This window comes from Pseudomonas sp. R1-15 (genome assembly GCF_051132085.1).
Taxonomy (GTDB): Bacteria; Pseudomonadota; Gammaproteobacteria; order Pseudomonadales; family Pseudomonadaceae; genus Aquipseudomonas.
In genome coordinates this window covers 3,441,063-3,464,466 of sequence record NZ_CP071660.1, presented here as the reverse complement: position 1 = coordinate 3,464,466, position 23,404 = coordinate 3,441,063, and the positions used below count along the sequence as shown (strand labels likewise).

The 23,404-nt window shown below is 58.8% G+C and carries 39 protein-coding genes; 33 read left to right on the top strand and 6 right to left on the bottom strand.

All coding sequences use genetic code 11. The features are described from left to right. Nucleotides 1-60 precede the first annotated feature (60 nt). Nucleotides 61-264, top strand: a complete 204-nt coding sequence (locus tag J3P97_RS15655) for a hypothetical protein (RefSeq protein WP_434672193.1) — start codon at nucleotides 61-63, stop codon at nucleotides 262-264. On the opposite strand, the gene J3P97_RS15650 is transcribed toward J3P97_RS15655, so the two are convergent. The 3 genes from J3P97_RS15650 to J3P97_RS15640 form a co-directional block, all read right to left on the bottom strand. Continuing rightward, complete coding sequence (locus J3P97_RS15650; RefSeq protein WP_434672192.1) at nucleotides 247-612, bottom strand: hypothetical protein; 366 nt, start codon at nucleotides 610-612, stop codon at nucleotides 247-249. The genes J3P97_RS15655 and J3P97_RS15650 overlap by 18 nt on opposite strands. Continuing rightward, a complete protein-coding gene (locus J3P97_RS15645) occupies nucleotides 609-893 on the bottom strand; it encodes a hypothetical protein (protein ID WP_434672191.1) in 285 nt (94 codons plus the stop codon). The genes J3P97_RS15650 and J3P97_RS15645 overlap by 4 nt, the downstream gene beginning before the upstream one ends. A gap of 639 nt (nucleotides 894-1,532) precedes the next feature. Continuing rightward, nucleotides 1,533-1,718: a hypothetical protein gene (locus J3P97_RS15640; RefSeq protein WP_434672190.1), complete on the bottom strand. Its 186-nt coding sequence runs from the start codon at nucleotides 1,716-1,718 to the stop codon at nucleotides 1,533-1,535. 457 nt (nucleotides 1,719-2,175) lie between these two features. Between J3P97_RS15640 and J3P97_RS15635 the strand changes: the two genes are divergently transcribed. After that, complete coding sequence (locus J3P97_RS15635) at nucleotides 2,176-2,484, top strand: DUF1654 domain-containing protein (protein ID WP_434674565.1); 309 nt, start codon at nucleotides 2,176-2,178, stop codon at nucleotides 2,482-2,484. A 44-nt stretch (nucleotides 2,485-2,528) separates the two neighbouring features. On the opposite strand, the gene J3P97_RS15630 is transcribed toward J3P97_RS15635, so the two are convergent. The 3 genes from J3P97_RS15630 to J3P97_RS15620 all read right to left on the bottom strand — a co-directional run bounded on the left by J3P97_RS15630 (nucleotide 2,529) and on the right by J3P97_RS15620 (nucleotide 4,284). Continuing rightward, nucleotides 2,529-3,068: a hypothetical protein gene (locus J3P97_RS15630; protein WP_434672189.1), complete on the bottom strand. Its 540-nt coding sequence runs from the start codon at nucleotides 3,066-3,068 to the stop codon at nucleotides 2,529-2,531. Continuing rightward, nucleotides 3,055-3,333: a hypothetical protein gene (locus J3P97_RS15625; protein ID WP_434672188.1), complete on the bottom strand. Its 279-nt coding sequence runs from the start codon at nucleotides 3,331-3,333 to the stop codon at nucleotides 3,055-3,057. Before J3P97_RS15625 ends, J3P97_RS15630 begins: the two co-directional genes overlap by 14 nt. 108 nt (nucleotides 3,334-3,441) lie before the next feature. Next, nucleotides 3,442-4,284: a S24 family peptidase gene (locus J3P97_RS15620; protein WP_434672187.1), complete on the bottom strand. Its 843-nt coding sequence runs from the start codon at nucleotides 4,282-4,284 to the stop codon at nucleotides 3,442-3,444. A 95-nt stretch (nucleotides 4,285-4,379) separates the two neighbouring features. Here J3P97_RS15620 and J3P97_RS15615 point away from each other — a divergent pair, with 95 nt between their 5' ends. The 31 genes from J3P97_RS15615 to J3P97_RS15465 all read left to right on the top strand — a co-directional run bounded on the left by J3P97_RS15615 (nucleotide 4,380) and on the right by J3P97_RS15465 (nucleotide 23,400). Continuing rightward, a complete protein-coding gene (locus tag J3P97_RS15615) occupies nucleotides 4,380-4,628 on the top strand; it encodes a transcriptional regulator (protein ID WP_434672186.1) in 249 nt (82 codons plus the stop codon). Between the two features lie 29 nt (nucleotides 4,629-4,657). Further along, on the top strand, nucleotides 4,658-4,852 hold the full coding sequence (locus J3P97_RS15610; protein WP_434672185.1) for a hypothetical protein: 195 nt from the start codon (nucleotides 4,658-4,660) through the stop codon (nucleotides 4,850-4,852). Nucleotides 4,853-4,901: 49 nt separating this feature from the next. After that, nucleotides 4,902-5,096 carry a hypothetical protein gene (locus J3P97_RS15605; protein WP_434672184.1) on the top strand — a complete coding sequence of 65 codons (195 nt, stop codon included), beginning with the start codon at nucleotides 4,902-4,904 and terminating at the stop codon, nucleotides 5,094-5,096. 141 nt (nucleotides 5,097-5,237) lie between these two features. After that, nucleotides 5,238-6,011, top strand: a complete 774-nt coding sequence (locus J3P97_RS15600; protein WP_434674564.1) for a helix-turn-helix domain-containing protein — start codon at nucleotides 5,238-5,240, stop codon at nucleotides 6,009-6,011. After that, nucleotides 6,008-6,688: a replication protein P gene (locus J3P97_RS15595; RefSeq protein ID WP_434672183.1), complete on the top strand. Its 681-nt coding sequence runs from the start codon at nucleotides 6,008-6,010 to the stop codon at nucleotides 6,686-6,688. Before J3P97_RS15600 ends, J3P97_RS15595 begins: the two co-directional genes overlap by 4 nt. Next, nucleotides 6,681-6,890, top strand: a complete 210-nt coding sequence (locus J3P97_RS15590) for a hypothetical protein (protein WP_434672182.1) — start codon at nucleotides 6,681-6,683, stop codon at nucleotides 6,888-6,890. The genes J3P97_RS15595 and J3P97_RS15590 overlap by 8 nt, the downstream gene beginning before the upstream one ends. Further along, entirely contained in the window at nucleotides 6,881-7,183 is a 303-nt protein-coding gene (locus tag J3P97_RS15585) for a nuclease domain-containing protein (RefSeq protein WP_434672181.1), read from the top strand. The genes J3P97_RS15590 and J3P97_RS15585 overlap by 10 nt, the downstream gene beginning before the upstream one ends. Further along, a complete protein-coding gene (locus J3P97_RS15580; RefSeq protein WP_039594635.1) occupies nucleotides 7,180-7,596 on the top strand; it encodes a VRR-NUC domain-containing protein in 417 nt (138 codons plus the stop codon). The genes J3P97_RS15585 and J3P97_RS15580 overlap by 4 nt, the downstream gene beginning before the upstream one ends. Further along, complete coding sequence (locus tag J3P97_RS15575) at nucleotides 7,593-7,865, top strand: hypothetical protein (protein ID WP_434672180.1); 273 nt, start codon at nucleotides 7,593-7,595, stop codon at nucleotides 7,863-7,865. Before J3P97_RS15580 ends, J3P97_RS15575 begins: the two co-directional genes overlap by 4 nt. Continuing rightward, nucleotides 7,862-9,145, top strand: a complete 1,284-nt coding sequence (locus J3P97_RS15570) for a tyrosine-type recombinase/integrase (RefSeq protein ID WP_434672179.1) — start codon at nucleotides 7,862-7,864, stop codon at nucleotides 9,143-9,145. The genes J3P97_RS15575 and J3P97_RS15570 overlap by 4 nt, the downstream gene beginning before the upstream one ends. Before the next feature lie 2 nt (nucleotides 9,146-9,147). Continuing rightward, nucleotides 9,148-9,435, top strand: a complete 288-nt coding sequence (locus J3P97_RS15565; RefSeq protein ID WP_434672178.1) for a hypothetical protein — start codon at nucleotides 9,148-9,150, stop codon at nucleotides 9,433-9,435. Beyond that, complete coding sequence (locus J3P97_RS15560; protein ID WP_434672177.1) at nucleotides 9,432-9,749, top strand: hypothetical protein; 318 nt, start codon at nucleotides 9,432-9,434, stop codon at nucleotides 9,747-9,749. Before J3P97_RS15565 ends, J3P97_RS15560 begins: the two co-directional genes overlap by 4 nt. Before the next feature lie 2 nt (nucleotides 9,750-9,751). Next, nucleotides 9,752-10,315 carry a hypothetical protein gene (locus J3P97_RS15555; RefSeq protein ID WP_434672176.1) on the top strand — a complete coding sequence of 188 codons (564 nt, stop codon included), beginning with the start codon at nucleotides 9,752-9,754 and terminating at the stop codon, nucleotides 10,313-10,315. Nucleotides 10,316-10,433: 118 nt separating this feature from the next. Then, nucleotides 10,434-10,805, top strand: a complete 372-nt coding sequence (locus J3P97_RS15550) for a hypothetical protein (protein ID WP_049712367.1) — start codon at nucleotides 10,434-10,436, stop codon at nucleotides 10,803-10,805. Next, nucleotides 10,805-11,143: a hypothetical protein gene (locus tag J3P97_RS15545; protein ID WP_434672175.1), complete on the top strand. Its 339-nt coding sequence runs from the start codon at nucleotides 10,805-10,807 to the stop codon at nucleotides 11,141-11,143. Before J3P97_RS15550 ends, J3P97_RS15545 begins: the two co-directional genes overlap by 1 nt. 114 nt (nucleotides 11,144-11,257) lie before the next feature. Further along, nucleotides 11,258-11,599: an HNH endonuclease gene (locus tag J3P97_RS15540; RefSeq protein ID WP_434672174.1), complete on the top strand. Its 342-nt coding sequence runs from the start codon at nucleotides 11,258-11,260 to the stop codon at nucleotides 11,597-11,599. A gap of 159 nt (nucleotides 11,600-11,758) precedes the next feature. After that, a complete protein-coding gene (locus J3P97_RS15535) occupies nucleotides 11,759-12,247 on the top strand; it encodes a terminase small subunit (RefSeq protein ID WP_434672173.1) in 489 nt (162 codons plus the stop codon). Between the two features lie 3 nt (nucleotides 12,248-12,250). Further along, nucleotides 12,251-13,930 carry a terminase large subunit gene (locus J3P97_RS15530; RefSeq protein WP_186707475.1) on the top strand — a complete coding sequence of 560 codons (1,680 nt, stop codon included), beginning with the start codon at nucleotides 12,251-12,253 and terminating at the stop codon, nucleotides 13,928-13,930. 2 nt (nucleotides 13,931-13,932) lie between these two features. Continuing rightward, a complete protein-coding gene (locus J3P97_RS15525) occupies nucleotides 13,933-15,147 on the top strand; it encodes a phage portal protein (RefSeq protein WP_434672172.1) in 1,215 nt (404 codons plus the stop codon). After that, nucleotides 15,134-15,775, top strand: a complete 642-nt coding sequence (locus J3P97_RS15520) for an HK97 family phage prohead protease (protein ID WP_434672171.1) — start codon at nucleotides 15,134-15,136, stop codon at nucleotides 15,773-15,775. The genes J3P97_RS15525 and J3P97_RS15520 overlap by 14 nt, the downstream gene beginning before the upstream one ends. Continuing rightward, nucleotides 15,772-16,974, top strand: a complete 1,203-nt coding sequence (locus tag J3P97_RS15515) for a phage major capsid protein (RefSeq protein ID WP_434672170.1) — start codon at nucleotides 15,772-15,774, stop codon at nucleotides 16,972-16,974. Before J3P97_RS15520 ends, J3P97_RS15515 begins: the two co-directional genes overlap by 4 nt. A gap of 57 nt (nucleotides 16,975-17,031) precedes the next feature. Beyond that, nucleotides 17,032-17,250, top strand: coding sequence for a hypothetical protein (locus J3P97_RS15510; RefSeq protein ID WP_434672169.1), 219 nt, complete (start codon nucleotides 17,032-17,034; stop codon nucleotides 17,248-17,250). Continuing rightward, nucleotides 17,251-17,550, top strand: coding sequence for a head-tail connector protein (locus J3P97_RS15505; RefSeq protein ID WP_434672168.1), 300 nt, complete (start codon nucleotides 17,251-17,253; stop codon nucleotides 17,548-17,550). It abuts the gene before it with no gap. After that, nucleotides 17,550-17,891 carry a phage head closure protein gene (locus tag J3P97_RS15500; protein WP_434672167.1) on the top strand — a complete coding sequence of 114 codons (342 nt, stop codon included), beginning with the start codon at nucleotides 17,550-17,552 and terminating at the stop codon, nucleotides 17,889-17,891. Before J3P97_RS15505 ends, J3P97_RS15500 begins: the two co-directional genes overlap by 1 nt. Continuing rightward, nucleotides 17,884-18,327 carry an HK97-gp10 family putative phage morphogenesis protein gene (locus J3P97_RS15495; protein ID WP_434672166.1) on the top strand — a complete coding sequence of 148 codons (444 nt, stop codon included), beginning with the start codon at nucleotides 17,884-17,886 and terminating at the stop codon, nucleotides 18,325-18,327. The genes J3P97_RS15500 and J3P97_RS15495 overlap by 8 nt, the downstream gene beginning before the upstream one ends. Then, on the top strand, nucleotides 18,327-18,692 hold the full coding sequence (locus tag J3P97_RS15490; RefSeq protein WP_434672165.1) for a DUF3168 domain-containing protein: 366 nt from the start codon (nucleotides 18,327-18,329) through the stop codon (nucleotides 18,690-18,692). Before J3P97_RS15495 ends, J3P97_RS15490 begins: the two co-directional genes overlap by 1 nt. Nucleotides 18,693-18,777: 85 nt before the next feature. Next, nucleotides 18,778-19,506 carry a phage tail tube protein gene (locus J3P97_RS15485; RefSeq protein WP_434672164.1) on the top strand — a complete coding sequence of 243 codons (729 nt, stop codon included), beginning with the start codon at nucleotides 18,778-18,780 and terminating at the stop codon, nucleotides 19,504-19,506. A 9-nt stretch (nucleotides 19,507-19,515) separates the two neighbouring features. Continuing rightward, the gene (locus tag J3P97_RS15480) at nucleotides 19,516-19,956 is read left to right on the top strand and encodes a phage tail assembly chaperone family protein, TAC (RefSeq protein WP_434672163.1); all 441 of its coding nucleotides are present in this window, start codon (nucleotides 19,516-19,518) and stop codon (nucleotides 19,954-19,956) included. Between the two features lie 23 nt (nucleotides 19,957-19,979). Continuing rightward, nucleotides 19,980-20,183 carry a phage tail assembly protein T gene (locus J3P97_RS15475; protein WP_319017025.1) on the top strand — a complete coding sequence of 68 codons (204 nt, stop codon included), beginning with the start codon at nucleotides 19,980-19,982 and terminating at the stop codon, nucleotides 20,181-20,183. A gap of 3 nt (nucleotides 20,184-20,186) precedes the next feature. Further along, nucleotides 20,187-23,072, top strand: coding sequence for a phage tail tape measure protein (locus J3P97_RS15470; protein WP_434672162.1), 2,886 nt, complete (start codon nucleotides 20,187-20,189; stop codon nucleotides 23,070-23,072). Next, complete coding sequence (locus J3P97_RS15465; protein ID WP_434672161.1) at nucleotides 23,062-23,400, top strand: phage tail protein; 339 nt, start codon at nucleotides 23,062-23,064, stop codon at nucleotides 23,398-23,400. The genes J3P97_RS15470 and J3P97_RS15465 overlap by 11 nt, the downstream gene beginning before the upstream one ends. Nucleotides 23,401-23,404 lie beyond the last annotated feature (4 nt).

The window sequence follows — 23,404 nt, the reverse complement described above, 5'->3', positions numbered from 1 at the left end:
ATTTGGTTGGGGTTGGGGTATTACGGGTGACCGGCATGGAGCCGGATCAAGGAGATGTAAATGGCTAATGATCGTGAAATCGTTTTAGAACAGGCAATCGTTGCGTTGTTATGTGAAGCAAAGGAAGCCGGTGTGGACCTGGTAGATATCGCCGAAAAAGCCAAAACTGGCGTTCTCGAAAATAAGCCCTATACGTGGGTGGGGCCAGACCACAAGACGGGCGTCCGCGATGCAATCGACTACCTATTAACTCGTTTTAGTTGACTTCGATGTATGGAATAGGGTTGCTGATTCGCCTCGTTGCGGCCCAGGGAATTTAATCCCGTTCTCGCGAGCGATCAGCTTTGCGCGTTTCAGGTCCATGGCAATTTCCTTGGCCGCCTCGCCGAGGGTTTTGCCGGCCTTGGCCAGGGCCTGCAACCGCGGCGCATCTTTGTCGCGAGCTTCCCGCAGCTTCTCGCTGCGGGCGCTCTTGATCGGGCCACCACAGTCCCCGCTGACACCGCTGTCGATCAGCTCGACTTTGTTCCCGGCACCGAAGAACTGGTCCAGCTTCTGGTTCAGGTCCTGAATGATTGCGTCCCGCGGGTTGGGCATTGGCTCGCCGATCATTGCCGGTCACCCGAGAGCGTGACCTTGATGCCGTCGGCGCGCGACTCGAGCTGCTGCGCGAAGTTGACCGCTGCCTTGTAGCTGAAGCGGAAGCCCCGCACCTTGTTCGTTGCCAGCTCGACGATGTGGTATGCGCTCTCGCCCTTGGTGACGACCTGGTAGCGGATCTTCTGCACGGGTGGCTCCTTTCCGATCAAGGCGTAGAACGCGGCGGTGGCGACGGTTGAGCGAACGTGAAGGGCCGCAACCCCGTCGACTCGCTGTTGAATGGATGGATGCATGACAGTGCCTCTTGGGGGGGCGTTTATTCGTCAGCACTCTGCTCGACTGCCGTTTGCCGTGGGGCGCAGGGGAGAGTGCTGGCGGGTAAAGACAGGCGTAAAAAAGCCCGATCGAGACCGGGCTTTCGGTTGGCTCCACAAACGCCTCCGTATGTGAACGCCGGGTGCCTTCGTTGGAAGGGCTTGAGGTTGGCTATTTCATGGCGGTTATCCTCCGTTTTTCGCTCACTGGGCAGGCAGTGGCCACCTTTGAATCCGCATCGGAGATCGCTCGAATCTGGCTGGCGAGTAAACCGTCTTCGCCGCGTTGTTCGTCGCTCTGGCTCGGGTAAAGGTGGCCACCCTGCTATCTCGGGTCAGTCAGCCGAGCGATCTCCGATGCGGCCTGGTGCTGGGGAGTACCAGGTGCTCGGGCAGTTAACGACAGGCTGTCGTGGCGCTGGTTGTTCGGTAATCAGTGAGTGGCGAATCGATGGTTCCAGCGCTCAACCAGTTTTAGCGCCCGGTCTCGCGACCTGACAAACCGAACGGGCCTCATCTCATCTTCCTGTGCGCGGGGGAGTGAGCTGCACTCCGCATCACTCCAGGACCTAGAGATGGCCCAGCCCTTGCTGACGCTGTGACCTTCGCAGTAGAGCTTCATGCGGCAGCCTTGCAGTCAGCCGCCGTCATTCGATGGCCGTCTTCGCATTCAACGACGCGCACTCCGCTGGTGAGTCCACATTCAGCGTTGAGCCTGTTTGCCTCGCGGATGCAGGCGTCCAAGTCGTCATCGGCGAATACCTGCAGCTCTCCGCGCAGGGTGATGTGAATGACCTTATTCATCGTCTTGCCCTCGGTTGTCATCCCGCTGCACCCTGTCGCCAAGGTGCAGAAGTGATGCTTTCCGTCCAATTACCGCCGGAAGGGGCGGGGCGCATTGCATGCCGGGTCGTTCACTCGGTTCTGGCGTTTCACCATCGAGCAGCCGTCCAGGTTGTTCCTGTCGTTGGCAGGCTTTCGGGCCTGTCTGCTCGCCGGTCGCCGGTAGAGGCAATGCGGTCTGTTGTTTGTTGCGCTGGTTGTTAAAGAGCGGCGGGTCTGGGTGGGCCCTGGCAAGTCGCTGTGGCGTCTCGATGGATCAACAATAAGCCAATGCCTAATATCTTGTAAATAGGTAATGCCTTATTATTTTCATGTTTTTTTCCTTTCGAGAATTGCCCTGTGCGAGGGGTTACTTTTCGGTTCCACTGAGATAGGCTTTGCTAGAACTGTATGGATATACAGCAATAGGAGGTGTGGAATGGCGGAGCAGGCGGACAAAAAAGAAGCATCCCGGCGGGAAATGACCGGGCTAGAGAGACTCGGATTGAGGGTTTCGAACATGATCAATCACCCAGTTGCGCAGATTCAGCGCTGGGTGACGATCCATCGCCTGGACAGCGACGGAGACAGGGAGTGGGAGGAGGTTATGGGGGTACTATCCGAAACGGATGGCATAGACATGACGTTCAACGACGATGAGTCGGTGACGCTGAGGTGGGAGGCGTGCGCCGAAGAGGATCGGCCGGTAGAGGTTATCGAAAGGGCAGAGGAGCCGGCGCCTTTCTGAAAGGCAAAGAAAAGCCCGGCTCATGGCCGGGCGCTTTATTACTTCTACTTGGTCACCGGAGGGACTGGTGCTGCGGAAGGCTGCGGGGGAGGTGTCGGCGCGGATTCACTTTTCCCGGCTTGATACGCAGACAGCGTGGTAGCTATGGCGCTGAGAGTGTTTGCCTGAGTCGCAAAATACGCTCCCACGATGATCGCCGCCACAGCAAATAGCTGAACTCCGACCGCCGCCCAATAATTCGATTTTACGGTAGCCGCTTGCTTCGCCGCCTCTTCCGCACCCTCGGCAGCTTTTGTCACTCGTTCGGCGAGCAACTCATATCGCTTATCTCGCTCCGATTGCGCAGCTAGGAATCCGTCTATTTTCGAGGACACGGATTCTACCCTGGCATCCATCTTCACTTCGATGGTTTCCATCCGGGCATTGAATTCTTCGCGAGTGATGTCTGTCATAACTTCATTCTTGCTCAAAGCAACCGGAATGTCACCTTCTCCCAAAATCGCAGCAAGCCTCTGCTTTTCAGCGATCGCTTGCGATAGCTGCTCCATCTGTATATCGAGGAGACGAAAATCAATGGTCTGCATCTTCGCCTTCCTCGATGGCTTCGGGATTTATCAGGCGCACAGCTTTTTTAATTTTTGCTAATGCTTGATTTACGCTGTCTCTGGATCTCATCACTTCGGACACGAGAGCTTTTCTCTCGTCTTCACTGTCCATTTTTGACGCGAGCACAGCGGCCATATCGACGTTCAAAGACAAAATGCTGGCACTAGCCTGCCAAACCTCTAGCAGAGCACTGACAAGAGCAACATTTATTCGCTCCTGATCGACATTATCTGAATTGCTCATTGATTAATTCCGTTTGATCGTCGCTCCGGCAATTCACCGGACAAAATTTAGAAGATACGGCGCTGCCTCGTGAGCCACCCTCTGAACTAGCGTGAGCTTTACGGAAGCTTACACCGGCTGACCATTCCATACGTACAGCACGCGGGCCAGGATGTGCGTGTCATCCACTCGAATGTCCTCGGGGTCGTGGTGCTTGTTGTCCGAGATCATCTTGAAGAGATTCTTGCCTTTCTTCTGTAGGCGTTTCACGTACAGCATCTGATCGTGGGAAAAGAGATAGATGCCATCACCCGTGAACTCCCGAACCGTGATGTCAACGAGCAGGGGGTCGCGATCCTTGATTGTCGGGGCCATCGACTGACCCCAACCAGTGATCATCTTAAGATGGAAGTGCTCTTTAAACTTGACGCCCATCTCGCGCAAATGCTGGGGGCTCACTCGGATGTCCTGGAGCATTTCCGGATAGTCATGCGGGATTTGCCCACCGCCCATGGCCGCGCGAACGTCGTAGTGGGCGATCCACACCTCATCACCCACCGCACCTGGCCGGTAATGATCCAGCTCGATTACACCGCCACCATCATCAGCCTCGGCGGCAGCCAGCAGGCGACGACGAGACTCCTCCGAAAGCCCTTTCCCTTGCGACGACAGCATGCCGCGAACCAGTTCGGACGCAGAAAGAGCCGGGCCCTGGTCGACCGCAGCATCCAAATCATCCGGGATGTTTTCGTAGGAGAAGCCTGGTCGCAGACCCCAGTGCTCAGGACCCACTACATCGGCGAAGTAGGCGATCACATCCATCAGCTTCGACTTGTCAATACGGCCGTTTTTCACCCAGCCCTGCACCGACGGAGGCTTCACTTGGAAGTCGTCTGCGAGTCTTTTTTTGGATACGCCCTTGGCTATCCGCGCGGCCTCGATGGCGGCGCCTAAATCCGGTCCGGTAAGCATTGCCTAATTAGGCCTATCGGCATATCGGTTAGGCAATGGCTTGTTTGCGATAAGGTAATGCCTTATATTCATCCCAAATCTCCAGGAGAGAACTCATGAAATCAGCAGAAGCAGCCAAAGAAGCATCCCGCTTGCTGGGCAGCCAGGCGGAGATGGCGCGCCTGCTGCGGGTAACAGCACCCACCGTGAACCAATGGTGTTCCGGTGAGCGCGCAGTCCCGGCGAAGCGAGCCCTGCAAATCGAGGCCTTAACCGAAGGCCAGATCAAGAAGGCCGACCTTTGCCCCTCGTTTCCATGGGCGCAGATCAGTTCTGCGCCCAGCCAATCCCTTTCAGCTGCATAACCCTTTAGAACAACCAAGGAGCCTCACCAATGGCAGATGAACCACGAAAAAACCAAAAGCACGTGAACCAAATCAAGGTTCTTCTGGACGAGCAGTTCGAAGACCTATTGACCTGTGCTGCGCAGATTCACGGCACCAAAAAAGCCGTTCTTGCTCGTGAGGTTCTAAAGTCCTGGCTGCTTGATCTTGTTGGCAATTCTATTCGTGACGACCGGGCGGCCTGAAGCAAAACCGTAGGGACCCAGTAGGGACCGCGCAGGGACTGGAGGCGATATGCCAGAAGAAAAAGGCATGGACCTTTGGGAGTTACTTGATCCGGAAGAGATTCAGTTGCTGGAAGCTGAAGCAGCGAAGCGGGGCATGACCCCGATAGAGCTGGCAAAGCTTGGCATCCAGCAGGAGTTGACGAGAAGGACAAGACCCAAGGCCATGACTGGAACGATTCAAGCGTTCCGCCGGAAAGATTGAATTTCAGACACAAAAAAGCCGGGCTGCAACCCGGCTCTTCGAACAACTTGTAAATCACAGTGGGGCCATTATGAGCATGATCATCGCTCCGTGCAATACGCCTGAAAAACTCCAAGGAATCTCGTCGTGAGCGTTCAAGCTATGTCCTGGGCGCTTTCTCTGCCCGTTCAAACACTCAAGGACTCCAGCGCGCGCCACGTGCTGCTGTGCCTTGCCAACTATGCCGGTTCCAACGGCGCCGGTGCGTTCCCGTCAGCTTCAACGCTGGCCCAGGACACTGGCCTGTCCGAGCGCACTGTGCGTTACAAGCTGGACGCCCTGGAAGAGTCGGGCTTGATCAAGAAGGGAAACCAGGCTATCGCCGCGGTGCATATCGATCGCCACGACCGGCGCCCGGTGGTTTATGACCTTCAGCTTGTACGGGGTGCAAATCCTGCACCCCGTGTAGAGCGGGGTGCAGATGACGCAACGGGGTGCAACTCACAACAGAACGGGGTGCATCCTGAGACAGAACGGGGTGCAGAATCTGCACCCAATACGTCAATTAACCATCAAGTAACCGAACAGCAGCTGCAGCGCGAGATTTCCGATGTGGTTGCCGAGCAGGACGGCCAAGCCCTTGATGGCACCGATCCGCGTCAACGCTTTTCCATGTTCGCCGAATGGGCATACAACCCCAAGCAGTTGGAAAGCCAGCTCCACCTGATGGGCCTGAAATTCAACGCCGTCACCGATGAAACGGTCGGGTCCTTCAAGGGTTTTTTCATCGCCAAGAGCGAAACCCGCGACTCGGACAGTGGCTGGTGTTACCGCCTGGCGAAGTGGATCAAGCGTGACAGCGCCGTGAAACGCGGCGAGCCCTCCGATGACATGGACGGTTCCGGCGACTGGACTGCCAAGGGGGTGCGCTTGTGAAAACCCCAACCCACGTCAGCGAGCTGATCGCTACTCGCCGAACTGATGTGACCTACCAGCCGCCAAGCGATCCGGTTGTCGCTGAAGTCGACCCCGCGACGAAGGCCGTGATTGATGACCTTTTCCTGCGGTTGCGTGGAGCGTGCGGTGCCTGGCGTCAATCCTGGCCCACCGAGGCAGTGATGAACGCCGCGAAGCTGGAATGGCTGGGCGAGTTCATGCGTTCCGGCATCACCCGAATGGAACAGATTGATCACGGCATGCGGGTTCTGAGCGCGAGCAAAGTCGCATTCGTTCCCGCGCCGGGGGTCTTCGTCAGCTGGTGTTTCGCCCCTGAAGGCCTGGGCCTGCCCAGTGTGGAGAAGGCCTACGCCCAGGGTCTGCGCAACTGCCACCCGGCCATGCGCGCCTCGGCGAAGTGGATGCACCCGGCCATTTATCACGCCACGGCCGCCGCCGGCTTCCACAGCCTGCCGCTGCTGTCCCGCGAACTGGGTCTTGCCAGCTTCGAGCGGCACTACCTGGCCCAGTGCCGGAAGATTTGGAAAGGCGAGGCACTGGGGCCAATTCCCGCCGCTGAGCTCGCGGCACCAAAGCCTGAACGTAACCCTGAGGTGGGTAATTCTGCCCTGGCGGAACTTCGTGCATTGCGCGTCAAAGGAGGTGCCCGTGGCTAACTCCCGTCTCGCTCCTACAGATCCAGCGGAATACCGCTACGCCGTGCACTGCTGCGGCTACAAGTGGGAGCTTTCCGACAAGCCTGATCGCGCCGTCGCTCTGTTCGAGCACTCGACTGCCGCGCTGAAGTTCGGGCAGCTGATGTGGCCATCAAATTTTGAGGTGGTCGATCGCACCACCGGGGAGCGGGTATGCGCGTGACCTCGAAGAAACTCAGAGCCTCGGCCAACGGCCAGGACTGCGCCGTCCGTATGCCGGGCATCTGCAACCACAACCCGGATACCACCGTCCTGGCGCATTTGCCGTGCGGACAGAAGGGCATGGGCATGAAGGGCTTCGACACGGTCGCGGTCTACGCCTGCAGCGCTTGCCACGATGTCATCGACGGCCGGGCCGCAGGCGACGTTGAGTGGGCGGACATGCCGCGGGCCATTGCCGAAACCCACGAAGCGTTGATCCGGGCCGGGATCCTGACCGTAAAGGGTGCCGCATGAAGGCGTTTGGGTTGAAGCCGAAGCGCGCCAAGTCCGTCGACCGCGAAGGCCTGGAGCAGGCCGCTCTGCTGAAGGAGGTCACGCTGCGTTACCCGGCGGCCGCGAAGCTGATCTACCACGTCCCGAACGGCGGGCACCGCCACAAGCTGGTGGCGATCAAGCTGAAAGAGCAGGGCGTGAAGGCCGGGGTTCCTGACCTGGTGCTGCCCATGGCCCGTGGCGGGTACTTCGGGCTGTACATCGAGTTCAAGGCCATGCCGCCGTTCGATGCTGCTGTCTCGGCCAGCCAGGACGCGTACATCCAAGCGCTGACCGAGCAAGGCTATCTGGCCATCGTTTGCCGTGGGCACATCGACGCCCTGGAAGCGATTCGCGCGTATCTGCTCCAACCACCAACGAGGGTCGCTGCATGAACCATAACTTCAAACCGGGCGACCTGGCGCTGACGCTTGTTTCAGGATTCGGGTTTCCCGCAATGACCACGGTGAAGCTCGATATTTTCCTGCGCGAAGGGGAGACAGCGCAGGAGCCTGATGGCTGCCTTTGGACTCCGAAGTTCGACGGCTGGGCTGTTTATCGCGATGACGCGGAAGGTGCTGGGTTTTTCCGACCTGAGCACCTGATGCCCTTGCGCGGCGACTTCGTTCCAGAGCAGCAGAAGTCGCGGGAGGTGTCGGCATGATCACCGTAGCCGTGAAAATCTCCGATGCCGAGATCACGCGCCAGGCCGCGAACGCAGACGTTTACAGTCTCCGGGACCCGGGAAACCCTGGGCTCTATCTGCGATTCTCAACTGATCGCGCCCGGGGCTCCTGGTACCTGCTGGTCAAACGCCAGTGGTACAAGATCGGAGCGTACCCAGGGCTGAGCGCGAAGCAGATGATCGGCGCGCTGCCCGATATCCGCCTGCGGATTGCCAGCCACGGCGGGGCGGTGGCGTCCGAGTGGGGCACTGTGGGCGAGGTGCTGGCGTGGTTCGCTGAGCGCATGGCCAAGGACCGCAACCTGTCCGACAAGCGCAAGAAGACGGCCGCCTCGGCGATCAAGTGCCATTTGATACCGCGCCTCGGTGAAGTGCCGCTGGCTGACCTGGACCGCCAAACCTTAGACCGGCTGCTGATGTGGCCGCTTCAGGAGGTTCTGAAGATTGACACCGTGCGCCTGGTGTTTCAGCTGCTGGCATTGGCCTTTCGTCAGGCAATGGTCTTGCGCCTGATCGACAAGAACCCGATGCAGGGCATCAAGTTCAGCGACTTCTCCAAAGCGAAGGTGCGGGTCAAACCGTCGAAGCTTCGGGTCGCTCACCTGGATGACTTGATCGCGGGCCTGACCGAGGAGTACGAGACCCATCCCGAGGAGGCCTTGCTGGCCCTGCTGATGCTGTGCCATGGCAACCGCGTGGGGGAAACCCGCTTGGCCGAGTGGCCACACCTGAGCATCGCCGAACGCACCTGGTTCCTCCCACCGGAGAACACCAAGACCCGGGCTGAGCATTCCCTACCGCTGACAGACCAGATCTGCGCGCTGCTGGCCAAGCACAGGGCCAATCAACAGGCCGCCGGCTACACGGGTCGCTATCTGTTTCCGGGACGCAATGGCAAGCCGCTGAGCGAGAGCCAGGCCAGTGCAGTGTTCAGGCGCCTGGGGCGTGGTGAGTGGACCAGTCACGACCTTCGCAAGCTGGCTCGCACCTCCTGGGCGGATATCGGCGTGGACCATCTGATCGGTGAGCTGCTGATCAACCACGCCATGGGCCACAACGTGAAGGTGTACATCCAGTCCGACGTCATGGCTCGCAAGCGTGCCGCCCTGGAGCTGTGGCACGCCCATCTAGACAGCAAGGGTTTTGTCCTGATTCACGGTTACACAGGTGCTACATCTGCTGAATCCGATAATTCGCTGAAAGCCGCGCCGAATAAGGTCTGCGAGGCTACTCACGAATCAACCGTAGGCGAGGTTTAAAAATGGCTAATCAAGTACGTTTCACCCCGCTCGCAGAGCTGGTCCGGCTGGCTGCAACCGCGAAATCGAGTGGGTGTGAGTTGGCGGAAATCCTCGGTGATACGAGCCAGATGTATCCAGCGCAAGGCGCGCTGATCGAATTCTATGAGGCTGCCACACCCGATGCGTTCCTGGCTCTGGTGGCGATGAGTCGCGAGCATATGGAGGAGAAGCATGGAACCCAGGCTCGCTGTGCCCAACTTGAGGCAGAACTCTCTGATCTTCGCTCTCGGATGCTGGAGGTCAAATGAAGAGGTCCCACGGCCCAGCATTCCGCGCCGCCCAACTCGACCTGGCAAAGTGCCCAACGTGCCATGGGCGTGCGGTCATCAAGGGCGTCTTTCATGAACTTGCCTGCGTGCAGTGCAATGCCTCTGGCTGGCTCACCGCTGAAACTGGTGAGGCGCTGCCGCTTGAGGTCCTCGTGACGCAGTTGAGCATCCGGCTCCAGGCCGCCGAGCACCATATCGCGGAGCTCAGCTGCTTCAAGCCAGCCGGTGCTGAAGCGCAATACAACAAGAACAACCGCCGTGGCGCCGGCGGCACCAATTACACAGGGGATTGATCATGGGCATCTATAAAGACGTGATGAGCACACTTGTTCGGGTGCTTGCCGCCGACAACATCGATAACAGCACCAAGCAGTCCTGGCAGAAGCTGATCGACGCCGACCTGCGCCAGGGCGGCACTGGCAGCACGCTGTCAGTGCGTGACAAGTTCGATTACGACTGCTGCCTGTACGCGCTGCTGCACCGTCAGCTTGAGCCGGCTCAGTGGGATGTGCTGGTGGCCAAGTATTCGACCCACAAGGCCAATAAAGTCGCTGCCATTGGCAGGCTGGTAGCGCGCATGGTTTCGCCGGCACCGCAGCTGTTCATCTACAAGGCGATGACGGCCTGGGCTATTCCAAAGCTGAAGGGTGTGCAGGTAGGCAAGCGCTCCACCGACATGATCGTGCTGCCCGCCGAGTTCTACGACATGAACACCTGGGATCTGGAGGGATCGCCGGAGCGCACACGCCGTAACTGGCGGGGCGGAATCCACAAGCGGCTGGAGGCCCTGGAAGAGCAGGCTGTGGTACATGCCACCGAGATATTCGATCGAGAACAAATCTTTGTAGATGCCGCTTGACCGGCTGGCCGACTGGCCGTAAATTAGCCCCATCATGTCGATCTTGCGCGTTATGAGAGACGACCAAAAATTCTGAGCCCCGCCACCGTGCGGGGCTTTTTCGTTTCTGGAGTATCGGATGGATCCTACTGACCTCGGCCCAGGCACGGCTACCTGGCTTGGCGGTAGTGCCACCGTCGCGCTCGGCGGGCTGCTCTGGCTTCGAAAGTTCTTGTCGAAGGACGCCACCGATCGGGCAATGGATAACGCCGACATCGGTACCGTCCGGCGCTTGAACGAACTACTGGACACCGAGCGTGCACGGGCGAACGCCGCCGAGGCGCGAGCCGACCAGTTCGCCAAGGAGCGCAACGAGCTTGCAGCAGCAGTCGGGCGGATGGAGGGCAAGATTGAAGCGCTCACCAGCCAGGTCGCTCAGCTAACTGATCGTGTGACGCAGCAGAGCGACGAGATCAACCGCCTGCGAACCAAGCTGGGAGGAGTCGCCTGATGGACAGATGCGCAATCAACTTCATCGCACGCCACTGGTGGAGGCGAGCCGAGGTGTGGGTCATCGCGCTGTTGCTGGTAGCTGGCGGATCGATCCTTGGCTATCAGGCCGGTGTGTGGTCGGCCAGCACCGAGCAGACCAAGCAGCTTGCCGAGGTGCGCGCCGCTTACGACGCTGCGCTGGGCAAGCGGGACCGGCGGCTGACCACGTTGGCCGAGAAGACCCAGGACGCGGCAGTCAAGGTGCAAGAGGCATCAAACACGGCAGTCCAGGCGGCAGACACTGCGGCCAAGGCAGCTGATAAGGCTGATGAAGCGCTCAGTCGAGCGGCTCAGTAATGGCCTGCAGTGGATGCGCTGCCCGCCGCGCCAGGGCGGTCAAGTGGGTGAGGATCGCAGCAGAGCGTGCAGCCTCAGTTCTTTCACCAAAACCACACAACGGAGCGCCATCTGATGGGAAGGCTGAAGACCTTGGGGAACAGGGTAAAGACCCAGCCTGATCGTCTCGCTGCCGTTAACACCAACTCGTGGCGAGCCACGAAGGAAACCTCTGCCCAACGTGGCTACGGCTACAAATGGCAGAAGGCGCGCGAGGGCTGGCTCCATGCCCATCCGCTCTGCGTCTACTGCGAGCGCCTTGGGAGAGTGACAGCAGGCTCAGTTGTCGACCACATCGAGGCTCACCGCGGCGACATGGCGGTGTTCTGGGATCGCAACAACTGGCAAACCCTGTGTAAGCCATGCCACGACTCGGTCAAGCAGGCCGAGGAAGCGAGTGCTGTACAGTCCTGGTAGCCTTCCCTCAAATGAGAGAAATTCCCATTAGAGATGCACCAGAATGGTGCAATAGCGGGTTTCAATGGTGGGGGGGGTCTAAATATAGGGAGTGTATCGCTTCCAGACCGCGCCCGATCCCATTTGCACTTTTTTTCCCGACCCCAAGGTATTTTGTTAATGGTGTTAACAGACAAACAACGACAGTTTGTTGACGCTAAGGCCCGTGGTGCGTCAAACAAAGAAGCGGCTGAAGCCGCAGGCTGCAAGGCTTCGACGGCCTCCGCCGCCGGCTCGCGCTGGGCCAACGACCCAAAGATTTGCAGCGCAATCCTTGCTCGCCGATCCGAGCTGAGTGTTAAGCCTGAAAAGCAGCGCAAACAGAAACCGCCCGCCGACGACCATGCTCCTGAAGTGGAGGAGGCTGGTGGCGAGTACCTCGACTGCCTGCCTACCACCGAAGATCCTCTCGCCTGGCTGTTGGCTCTTATGAATGAGCCCAGGGCCAAAATTTTCGACCGGCGAAACGCAGCTCAGACGGCCGTTCCTTATGTGCACGGCAAGAAAGGGGAGGCCGGCAAGAAAGATCTCAAGGCAGAGGCCGCGAAAGAAGCGGGCAAAGGCAAGTATGCCGCGGGTAAGCCGCCGCTCACTGTAGTGAAGAGGTAGCCCATGCAATGGACAACTGCCTGCCCGGACTGGTGGCGGCGCCTCTCTGCCGGCGAATCGATAATTCCACCACCACTTTTCCCGGCCGAAGCTGAAGAAGGCCTCGAAGTCTTTCGATCACTGAAGATCGTCGATGCGCCAGGTTGCCCGACAATCGAGTCAGCATGCGCACCCTGGGTGATCGATTTTGCCGGGGCAATTTTTGGTAGTTACAACAGCGAGACAGGCCACCGCCTGATTAGCGAATACTTCCTCTGCATTCCGAAGAAGAATTCAAAGTCGACGATTGCTGCGGCGATCATGCTGACCGCGCTGATCCGCAACTGGCGGCTGGAAGCCGAGTTCATCATCCTGGCCCCTACCAAGGAAATTGCCGACAACGCTTTTAAGCCTTGCGCGGCAATGGTCAAGCATGATGAAGAACTGAGCGATCTGCTTCACGTCCAGCCGCACCTGAAACTGATTACGCACCGCGAGACCGGTGCCACCTTGAAAGTGGTAGCAGCGGATAGCGATGTGGTTGGCGGCAAAAAAGCCGTTGGCGTGCTGATCGACGAGGCCTGGCTGTTTGGCAAGAACGTCAAGGCCCCGGATATGATCCGAGAGGCTACGGGCGGGCTGCTGTCCCGTCCGGAAGGCTTCATCATTTGGCTGACGACTCAGTCAAACGAGCCGCCGGCCGGTATATTCAGGTCGAAATTGAGCTATGCCCGCGGCGTGCGGGAAGGTCGGATTGAGGATCCTCGGTTCCTCCCTGTGATCTATGAATTTCCGCCTGACATGATCGAGAGTGGAGAGGCCCGCCGGCCGGAGAATTTCCACCTGGTAAACCCGAATATGGGCTACTCGGTGGACAGGCCAACCCTCGAACGTCTGTTTATGCAGGCTGAGATGGATGGTGAAGCAGAAGTTCGCGGCTTCCTCGCCAAATTCCTAAACATCGAGATTGGCCTGGCGTTGATGTCGGACAGCTGGGTCGGTGCTGATTTCTGGGAGCCCCAAGCCGAAGCGGGTCTTACCCTCGACTCCCTGATTGAGCGTTGTGAGGTGATCGTCGTGGGTGTCGACGGCGGTGGCCTTGATGACTTGCTCGGTCTCGCGGTGATGGGGAGGGTTAGGGAGTCCAGGACCTGGCTGCATTGGGCTCACGCCTATGCGCATCCGTCAGTGCTTACACGGCGGAAAACCGAAGCGCCGCGGCTGATGGACCTGGCCGCGGTCGGCGATCTCACGCTCGTGAAAAAGATCGGTGACGACGTTGAGCACCTCGCCGCAACGGTGGCCCGCATCAATCAAGCCGGGTTGCTGGACAAAGTTGGCCTTGATCCCGCTGGCATCGGCGCCGTGCTTGATGCGCTGGCTGACGCGGGCGTCGAGGAAGACAAAATTATCGGCATATCTCAGGGATGGAAGCTCACCGGGGCGATTAAAACCACCGAGCGCAAGCTTGCTGAGGGCGCGTTTTTGCACTGCGGACAGCCGCTGATGGCCTGGGCCTGCGGTAACGCGAAAGGCGTGCCCTCGGCAAACGCATTTCTCATCACTAAACAGGCGTCGGGCACCGCGAAAATTGACCCACTCATGGCCACGTTCAACGCCGTTTCGCTTCTTTCGCTCAATCCCGAGGCGCTCGGCGGCATGGACGACTACCTCAATAACGGCTTTTTCGGACTAGTAGGCTGACCATGGCATTTCGTTGGTATAACCCCCGGACGTGGGGATTTTTCGGGTACACCGACCCGACCACAGGCGACTATGTCGAAGTGGATATGGAGGTCGGCGGCAAGCGCACCAAAGCCGGCGTCCGTGTGACCACCAAGACAGCCTTGTCGATCAGCATGGTCTGGTCCTGCGTGAAGATCCTGTCGGAATCCTTGAGCGGATTGCCACTGAAGCTATACGACGAGGCCGCTGGCACTCGAGCGGTGGTGAAGAGCAGGGATCGGGAGCTCAAGCTGCTGCGAAAGCCCAACCCCTACATGACGCTGCTGAACTTCTTGAAGTTCGTGGTAGTGAACATGGCGCTGCGGGGCAATGCCTTTGCCCTGATTGAGCGCAACCGCAACGGTGAGGCAATCGGTTTTGTGCCCCTGGACTGCAACACTGTCACGATCGATACAGATGACGAGCTGATCTACTGGGTAACCCCAAAAGACGGGGATAGGTTTCCCGTCTCACCTGAAAACATGCTGCATTTCAAATTATTCAGCCTGGACGGCATCGTCGGGCTGTCACCCATCGAATATCAGGCGGAAACGATGGGTTTGGCCAAGGCCGGACAGCAATGGTCCTCACGCTTCATGCGCAAGGGCGGATTTACCGGCGGATACGTGATCTACGAACAGTTCCTGACCAAGGTGCAGCAGGCGCAGGTCATGGAGAAGTTCCCGGACGTACGCCAGGGGGACGTGGATGACATCGGGAAGATGGCCATTCTGCAAGGCAACCCGAAGATCGTGCCCGCCGGCCTCAGTCAGAAAGATGCTCAGTTCATTGAATCCCAGCAGTTTCAAGAAGAGGCGTTGGCCGGTATCTACGGCGTGCCTCTCTGGCTGGCGAACAGGGCCGGCAAGACCTCGATTATGGGCTCGAACCTTGAGCAGCAACTCACCGGCTTTATCACCTTCGGCCTGAAGCCCTACATCGACGCCGTCGAGGATGAGCTCAACGACAAGGTTTATCGAAAAAACTCCCGATTTGTCGAATTTACCGTTGAGGGCTTGTTGCGGGCCGATAGCGCGGGCCGCGCCGCCTATTACCAGGCAGCACTTGGTGGTTCCGGCGGATCCGGGTGGATGACCATCAACGAAGTCCGCGAAAAGGAAAATCAAACGCCCCTGGATGGCGATGAATACAACCGGATTACCCGGTGGGAGATGCAGACCAATGTCAAAACTTGAAGTCCCGTTTGAACTCAAGACGGTGGACGACGCTGGCAATTTTGAAGGTTACGCAGCGGTGTTCAACAACGTTGATCTTGGTGATGACGTCATCCTTCCCGGTGCTTTTACTCGTGTGAAGTCCACCCGCGGTGGCAAGTTGAAGCTTGCGCTCTATCACGACCTGACGCGTTTGGTCGGCGCTGCCGACTACATCCAGGACGACCACGGCCTGCTGCTCAAAGGCCGGGTCAATCTTGCGGTCAGTTATGCGCGCGATGCCTATGAGCTGATGAAAGCCGAGATTCTCGACAGCATGTCGATCGGCTTCAACACCATCAAGGAAAGCTTCGAGGAGCGCGCGGGACGCCGTGTACGGATCATCAAGGAGGCAGAGCTCTGGGAGGCCTCCTTCGTACCCTTCGGGATGAATCCAGAGGCGCAAATCCTCAGTGTGAAATCTGACATTCGACTTTTCGAGAACGCCTTGCGCGAGCGCATCGGGCTTTCTCAGAAGGAAGCGGCGGCAGTCGCTTCGCTCGGCTACTCCGCACTACGCCGTGATGGCGGCAGTGAGGCCACGGTGATCGTGGATGAGCTGAAAGACATATCCACCTTGTTCGCCCACCATTTTGGAGTATCACCATGAGCGAAGTAAAAGAACTGAAGGAATCCCTCGATCTGCAACTTAAAAGCGGTTTCGAAGGGCTGCAAAAGAAATACGACGCCGCTATCGCGGAGGTTGAAAAGGGCAACCAAGTCACCTCCGACCTGAAAAGCCAGATCGACAACCAAAAGGGCGAGCTGCAGCGAGTTATCGACCAGGTTCAGGATCTGGAGCAGAAAGGCGTCAAGCTGCGCGGCCAACCAGGTGAAGGCAAAAGCTTCATCGACATGGTCAAGGGCGACGACAATTACAAGGGTCTGCAGCAGAAGAACGTCAGCACCGCGCTCATCGAAGTCACGAAGTCTGATCTGGCTTCGATGAAGGAAATGAAGGTCACCAGCGCTGGCGTCGTAGCGCCAATCTACGATCCGGTGATTCAACCCGGCATTCGCCAGGAGCTGCGCATCCGCGACCTGCTCACCACTATCCCGGTGACTGGTCAGAGCTACACGTATTTCCGCGAGAACCTGCACACCCGAGGCGCTGCGCCGGTGGCTGAAGGTGGCTTGAAGCCAACCAGCAACGTGACCTTCACCACCGAAACCGATCGCGTAAAAAAAATCGCGGTCTGGATGCCGGCTACCGACGAGGTGCTCTCCGACGTGCCTCAGATGTTTGCGTACCTGCAACAACTGCTGCGCTACGACCTCAAGCTCGAGGAAGAAGGCCAGATTCTCAAAGGCGACGGTACCGGCGAGAACCTCAACGGCTTGATGACTCAGGCCACGACCTACAACACCGCGCTGAGCAAGGCAGGGGACACCGCCATCGACCTGGTGCGTCGTGCTATCTACCAGGTACGCAAGCAGTCGCAGATGTCCGCCGACGGCGTCGTAATGACCGAACTCGACTGGATGAACATCGAGCTGCAGAAGGATGGCGAAAACCGCTACCTCTTCGCCAACTTGCAGGGTCTGGTCACACCAATCCTGTGGGGCCGCCCGGTCATCACCTCTGACAGCATGGACGAGGGGGACGTCGATACGGGTGGCGAATTCCTCGTGGCCAACTTCGCTCGTTCCACTACGTTGTTCGACCGCATGTCGTTCCAGTTCAAGATGGGCCTGATCAATGATCAGTTCATCCGCAACGAGATCGCGCTGTTGGTCGAAGAGCGTCTGGGCCTGGGCGTGCGTCGCAAAGAGGCGCTGGTCAAGGGTCAATTCCCAATCGCGCCGTAATTCACCAAACCCGATGAAGGCCGGCGATACGCCGGCCTTCTTTTTTCCGGAGGCAATATGAAAGTTAAAGCTCTGTGGGGCTTCGTTGGCAACGCTGAACTGCTTGGCGCCGACTCGCCAAAGGTCTCGCGAGGTCAAGAGTTCGATGTCGCTGACGAAGAGTATGCGCACGCCCTGGTCGGCAAAGGACTGGTCGTTGAGCTCGATGCCAATGGCAAGCCAAGAACTGCCAAACCCAAGGACAGCAAGCCTGCTGCGCCGAAAGAGGCTAAGTAAATGATCGAGTTGGCCACCTTGAAGATGCACCTGCGGGTCGATGGCGACGAAGAAGATGCCTTGATCGGTGGCTACCTCGAAGCGGCCAAAGCTCACATCGAGCAACACTGCGACCGGAGGCTGGTCGAGGCAAATCCGGTTGAGCCAGATGAAATGGGCCTAACCAGGGACGTCGAGCAGGCGCTTCTGCTCCTGGTCGGGCATTGGTACGCCAACCGTGAAGCGGTGGTGATGGGCGGGGGGCCGTCAGCCGTTCCTCTCGCAGTCGACAGGCTGCTCTGGTACAGGAAGCGATTCTAATGCAGGCCGGAAAACTCAGGCATCGAATTCAAATCCAGCAGAAGGTAACTGGACAGGATCCTCAAACCGGGGAGCAATTGACTGAGCAATGGGTGGATTTCGCCAAGGTTTGGGCTTCAGTCGAGGACTTGAGCGCTCGTGATTTCATTGCAGCGCAGGCCGTGCAATCCGAAGCAAAAACTCGCATCGTCATACGGTATCGAGAGGGCATAGCCCCTGCGATGCGCGTTGTACTGAGCACCGGTGCCATCTGCGGAATCGTTGGCCCGCCGTTGGCCGACATCAACTCACGAAAGGAATACCTGACTCTGCTGGTTTCGTCGGGGGTGAATGATGGGTGATTGGGTCACATACAACCTCAAGGGCGCCGATGCATTATCTGCCAAGTTCAAGGGCTTGACTGAGGAAATGCGGCGCAATGTGGTTTTGCCGGCCGCCAAGGACGCCATGGACATCGTGCTTCTCGACGCGAAGGATCGGGCGGCGCGGATCGACGACCCAGAAACGGCCAACTTCATCCCGGCCAACCTGGCCATGATCGAACGCAAGGCGCTGGGCCAGGAGGTCGGTGCAGTGGTCGTTTCCGTGGGTGTTCGCATGCGCAAGCGAGGGCAGAAGGGCGGCAACACGTTCTACTGGTGGTGGGTGGAGCTGGGCACGGAGAAGAACCGGGCCAAACCGTTTCTCAGGCCGGCTCTTGCCAACAACCGCGAGACGCTATTCAAGGAGTTTCTCGGTTCGGCCAGGTATCAACTGATCAAGCTGGGGGTGAACTGATGACGGCCCCCATCTTCACCGTGTGCGCCGCGGCACCATCGGTCACTGCGCTGCTTGGCGCCGGTCCAACACGCCTCTATCCGCATGGCGAAGCACCAGAGGGGACGGTCAAGCCCTATGCAGTCTGGCAGGTCGTCAGCGGCTCGCCGATCAACTACGTCAACGGCGTGCCAGACACGGATCGATATGGCCTCCAGGTGGACGTGTACGCCGATACCGCATCGTCTGCTGATGCAGTTGTGAAGGCGCTCCGCAAAGTGATTGCGCGGTACGCGTACATCACGGGCTTCGGTGTTGATGACCGGGACATGGACACGCACAACTACAGGAAAGGTTTCGACGTCGCCTGGCTCGTGAGCCAGTAGACCGCACCAGAAAGAACGCCCCGCCCCGGCGGGTTTTTTTATGCCCGTCAAACAGTGATTTCGCAGGAAATCGAGGAGTACCAAATTGACCATTAACACCCAAGGCACGGAGCTTTTCGCGCTGGATCCGGCTGACAACAGCGTCATCGATGTCGGTTGCTTCACCTCGCTGGACGGGATTGACACTGCAATCGCGCAGATCGACGTGACGTGCACAAAATCCAAGGCGCGCGAATATGAAGCGGGCTTGGCCGAGCCGGGATCTGCATCGTTCGGCCTGAACATCGATCCGAAAAACCCTTCCCATCTGCGGCTGCACCAGCTGAAGAAAGCGGGAACCAAACTCAAGTGGGTGGTGGGCTGGTCGGACGGATACGACTTCGAAGCAGAAACCGGTATTCCGCCCTTGGTAGGTGCTGAAGGCACGCTGGCGGGCATCGTGCTGAACTCTGCGGGCACGGATTACACCACGGCTCCAGCTGTTGCCATCACCGGCGGTGGCGGTAGTGGTGCGACTGCTACGGCCCAAATTGCCGACGGCAAAGTCACCGGTTTCACCATCACCAACGCTGGCTCTGGTTACACCACTGTTCCGGCCGTGGCCCTCACCGGTGGCGATGGTACCGGCGCTTCTGCTCGTGCATTGATCAACGAAAGCGCTGACTTCGACCTGCCAAATACCCGGACCTGGCTCACTTTCGAAGGTTACATGAACGCCTTCCCATTCACCTTTGGGCTCGGTGATGTCGTCAAGTCCAACGTCGGTATTCAGGTGTCCGGCGAGATCGAACTGATCGTGAAAACCTCTGCTTAAGGACTTCCCATGGATCTGAGTATCGCAGCGCTGGCAGCCGCCGGCGCATTCGCCGCACCGCCGGTTAAGAAAGAAATCCAATGGCATGCCGGTGGTGTGCTTCAGAAAGCCACGGTCTATGTGGCCCATGAGTCGTACATCTCTGTCACGCAGCGCTGGGATGCGCAGAATCAGGGCGTCGACATTACCGCTCAACGCATTGCGTCTTGCATCGTCGATAAGGACGGCAAGCCAGTGTTCACCGTGGCTGACGTCGTCGGCGGACCTGATACGGGGCATGGCGCACTGTGCGCTGAGCTTGCAATCGTGCTGCTCTCGGCCATTGGCGAAGTCAATAAAGTGCCGGAGGGTGCCCTGGAAAAAAAATCGACGCCGAGGAAGAGTTCTGGCACGAGCTCGTCCTCGCGGGCGTCGGCGGCCGCACGATCCGGGAAGCAAAGCAAAACCTGACGTATGTCGAGGCGCTGGCCTGGATGCGGTACGCCCAGAAGGCGGGCTCGCTGAACCTGGGGCTTCGCCTCGAGCATGGTTTTGCAATGCTGGCGACGCTGCTCAACAACGTGCACGGCGGCAAGGCGACCTTTGAAGACTTCCTTCCTGATCGTGGACAGAAGCCCGAGCCAAAAGCAGCCACGCCGCAGGATCTTTTAGCGCTGCTGCAGTCGGTCAAGAGGTGATTTATGGCTGTTGATTCACTTGGCCAACTGACGGTCGATCTGGTTGCCAACACTGGCGGCTTTGAAAAGGGAATGGACCGGGCTCAACGCTCCCTCAAGGCCGCCACTCGGCAAGCCAAGTACCAGGCGGACCAGCTGGATAAGCTGGTCGGCCAAATTGATCCGGTGATCGGGGCTTATGGCCGCCTCGATAAAATGGAGGAGCAGCTGCGCAAGCACCGCGCGGCAGGCCGGCTGGACAATGCCGACTTCACCATGTACCTCGATAAGCTGAAGGAACAGCGTGACGCGGTTGAAAAGGTGGACCGCGTCATGGCCAAGAACGGCCAGACTGCCAAGCAGTATGCGGCCAACTTGCGCGGGGTTCCGGCGCAGTTCACCGATATCGCCGTTTCGCTGCAGGCTGGGCAGAACCCGCTGACGGTTTTCCTACAGCAGGGCGGGCAGCTCAAGGATATGTTCGGCGGAGCCGGTCCGGCGGCCAAGGCTTTGGGCGGGTATGTTCTGGGTCTGGTGAATCCGTTCACCGTTGCGGCGGCTGCGGCCGCGGTGCTCGCGCTGGCGTACAAGCAAGGGTCCGACGAGGGAACGGCGTTTACTACCTCGCTGGCAATGACCGGGAATACCGCCGGCACTACGGCAAGCAGCTTGGCAACCATGGCTCGCCAGGTGTCGGGCGCTAGCGGTACGGTCGGCAAAGCATCCGAAGTGCTGGCGCAGTTGGCGGCATCTACGCGCATACCAGTGGCTGCGTTCGAATCCATGGCCGCCGCGGCGATCAAGTTCGAATCGGCTACCGGCATCGCTGCAGAAACCACGGTTGAAAACTTCAAGCGGATCGCCAAGGACCCGGTAGCGGAAATTCTGAAGCTCAACGAGTCGATGAATTTTCGGACGGCGACCACTTACGAAAATATCAAGTCGCTGCAGGAGCAGGGGAAGACCCTGGAGGCCGCCGCGCTGGCAACCGCCGCGTATGAAGACGGATTAAACCGCACATCCACGTCCATCAAGCAGAACCTCGGCGTCCTTGAGGCCAGTTGGGGGGCGGTGAAGAACGCCGCCAAAGGGGCTTGGGATGCGGCGTTGAACGTTGGGCGTGAGGAAACGCTTGATCAGCAGATCGCGAAACTGGATGAGCAACTCAACGCGATTTCCGACAGTGCGGCCCTTCGTAACAAGCGCGATCCCAGAGGAAGGCTCGCGGATCCGTTTAGCAATCTGACGCCCGATGACAGTTTCCGCAAGGACGCCCTTGAGCGTGAGAAAACCGAAAAGCTGGTGCTCAAGTCCGAACAGGATCGACGAGCCGCCGCGAAAGGCTTTCAGCAGCAACAACAGCAGCAATCGCTGGAAGACCAGGTGCGCCTGGACAAGCTGCGCAAAGAAACGGAGAGCAACTCGGTCAAGCGTGAACGCGACTTGGGGGAGTACCGGCTGCTGGTTGAGCGGCGCGTCACCCAGTCGAAGGCCTCGGGCGATAAGTCGTTGTTGATATCTGCAGAGCAGCAGGCGAAGGATGTCGCCGCTATCAACGAGAAATACAAGGATACCAAGGCCGCCAAGGCCCCGGCGTATCGTGAAGACGCTGGCATTAAGGCGCTTGACCAGGCGAAGCAGCAGTACGCAGTGCTCCAGCAACAGAGCGCGCTGATCGGTGATCAGTCGGCGGCGAGCCAGACGCTTGGTGCGAATGCGAAAAAGCTGGTCGAGTGGGAGCAGCAGCTGGCTGACATCAAGAGCAAGAAAACGCTCACTACCGAACAGCAGTCGCTGCTGGCCAACAAGGAACTGATCACCGCCCAGCTCAAGCGCAACGCCGCGCTCGAAACCGAGAACACGTTGCGTGAGAAAGGGCTGGAAACCCGCCGAAAACTGGCGGCGTTCGATGAGAACCTGAAGAGTCAGCTTTCCAGTGCACAACAGGGCCTCGACAACAACCTGGCCGGCATCGGTCTCGGTGATGAACAACGCAAGCGCTTGCAGGAGCAGCGAAGCATCCAGCAGGCTTACCAGTCGCAGCTGGACAAGCTGACTTCCGATTACAACAAAGGCAACAAGGACCAGTTCAGCACCGAGCTGTACGACAAAGAAACCCAGGCGCTGAGATCGGCGCTCGATCAACGCCTGGCCATGCAACACCAATTCTACGCCAGTGAGGATGAAGCCCGGGGTGACTGGACGCTGGGGGCGTCCTCGGCCTTCCAGAACTACCTGGATAAGGCGAACGATGTTGCTGGCCAGGCCAAGTCGGCCTTCACATCGCTCTATGACGGCCTCACTGATGCCGCGGTTGATTGGGCGTTCGGAGCCGACCAGAGTTTTGGAGAAGTGGCCATAAGCTTTGCGAAGATGATCGCCAAGATGGCATTGGAGTCGGCCGCATCGGGCGTCTTCAGCAGCATCGCGGGTAGCGCCTTGGGCACTGCTATCGGGAGTGCGTTCGGCGGCGGCAGTGCGCCGGTTTCGGCGGGGAGCACCGCCGCTGGCTATAGCGCCCAATATGGGTTTGATGATGGCGGCTACACCGGCCCTGGCGGCAAGTACGAGCCGGCCGGCATAGTCCACGGTGGCGAGGTGGTGATCCGCAAGGAAGTTGTGGATCGGCCAGGCATGAAGGAATACCTGGTCAATCTGAACAAGCGAGGGTATGCGGATGGCGGCTATGTGGGGTTGTCGGGCGGGTCGTCCGCCGCGCCGGCTGCGCCTGGGCAGATCGTCATCAATCAGTCCTTTGCGGTGCAGAGCGCTGGTGCCGGAGCATCCCAGCAAGAGTCTCAAGCCTTGGGCCAAGCCTACGCCGATGTCGCAAAACGCGGCGCACAGCAGGAAATCGTCAGGGAAACCCAGCCAGGCGGCAAAATCTGGAGGCTTGTGAATGGCCGTTGAAACGTTTGACTGGTGTCCGATGGTCGAGTCCACCAGCACGCCGGAATACCGAACCCGCTCTTCGAAGTTCGGCAACGGTTACGAGCAGATAGTCGGGGACGGCCCGAACAATCGGGTCGATTCCTGGCCGCTGACGTTTGTGGTTAGGGAGGCGGTGGCGCTGGAGATCAAAGCGTTTTTGGATCGCCACGCCGGGCACAAGTCGTTCTTCTGGACGCCGCCGCTTGGGGAGCTCTCCTTCTTCCGCGGCACTGCACCGTCGATCGCGCCGAAAGGCGCCGGTTGGTTCACCTTGACCACGACCTTCACCCAATCGTTTCTACCTTAAGGGG